Source organism: Aestuariispira insulae, from assembly GCF_003385955.1.
Lineage (GTDB): Bacteria > Pseudomonadota > Alphaproteobacteria > UBA8366 > Aestuariispiraceae > Aestuariispira > Aestuariispira insulae.
The window spans coordinates 1-1,205 of record NZ_QRDW01000048.1; the positions used below are offsets into that span (position 1 = coordinate 1).

The window sequence follows — 1,205 nt, forward strand, 5'->3', positions numbered from 1 at the left end:
TGTAGTAGTCGAGACTCCGTCTGACAGTTACCGGCTTTGACGCGGTGTTCTGTCAGGTCAGGTTCAGTCTACGAACTTTTCCTTCCAGATTGGTTTGCCCTCCAGCAGGGTCTGCATCGGGGTTCGCCCATCGCAAATTTTGCCCTGATGGCTGCGTTCATTGTTGTAATAATCGAGCCATTCGTCCAGATCGATCTGCAATTGCTCGATAGTTTCATAAATCTTTTTGCGGAAGGTCACTTGGTAAAACTCCTGCAGGATGGTCTTGTGGAACCGCTCGCAGATGCCGTTGGTCTGGGGTGATTTGACCTTGGTTTTGGTATGGTCGATGTCGTTGACGGCCAGGAATAGCTGGTAGTCATGGCGGTCGGCTTTGCCGCAGTATTCCGTACCGCGGTCGGTGAGGATCCGCAGTACCGGCAGTTCCTGCTGGTCATAGAAGGGCAGCACCCTGTCATTGAGGATGTCGGCCGCCGTGATCGGAGTTTTCATCGTATAGAGCTTGGCCTGGGCGACCTTTGAATAGGTGTCGATATAGGTCTGCTGGTAAACCCGCCCAACGCCCTTCAAGGTGCCGACATAGAAGGTATCTTGTGATCCCAAATAACCTGGATGCTCGGTCTCAATTTCACCGCAGGCTTCATCATCCAGTTTCTTCTTCTCCAGGGCCTGGACCTGAGCCTCGGTGAGGATGATGCCGTCATTGGCCACCTTGGCCTCCAGTGCCTTCAGCCTGGCCTTGAAGTTTGCAAGGTCGTGACGCAACCAGATGCTGCGCACCCCGCTGGGGGAGACGAAAACGCCACGCTTACGCAATTCATTGCTGACCCGGACCTGACCGTGGGCCGGAAACTCAACAGCATAATCGACAACGGCGTTCTCGGTCTCCAGATCAACCCGGTTCTTCGGGTTTGGCACCCGCCGGGTCTTCTCCAGCAGAGCATCCACGCCGCCTTCCTCGACGGCATTCCGATAGCGGTAGAATGTGTCCCGCGACAGCCCCATCACTTGGCAGGCCTTCGACACGTTTCCAAGCTCCTCGGCCAGATTGAGAAGCCCGACTTTATGACGGATGATTTTTTGATTACTGTGCAACATGAGAGTTACCTTTCGTGTGTTTTGATGGTTTGGTTCGCACCGTCATCAAAACCGGTAACTCTCACTCCTTCAAGGAAGCGGTGTCAGATCAGATCGCAACTACTTCA

The 1,205-nt window shown here is 53.9% G+C and carries 1 protein-coding gene; it reads right to left on the reverse strand.

Features of this window, described 5'->3' with window-relative positions:
• Positions 1 to 63 precede the first annotated feature (63 nt).
• Positions 64 to 1,098, reverse strand: a complete 1,035-nt coding sequence (locus DFP90_RS22625) for an IS481 family transposase (RefSeq protein WP_115939724.1) — start codon at positions 1,096 to 1,098, stop codon at positions 64 to 66.
• Between the last annotated feature and the right edge of the window lie 107 nt (positions 1,099 to 1,205).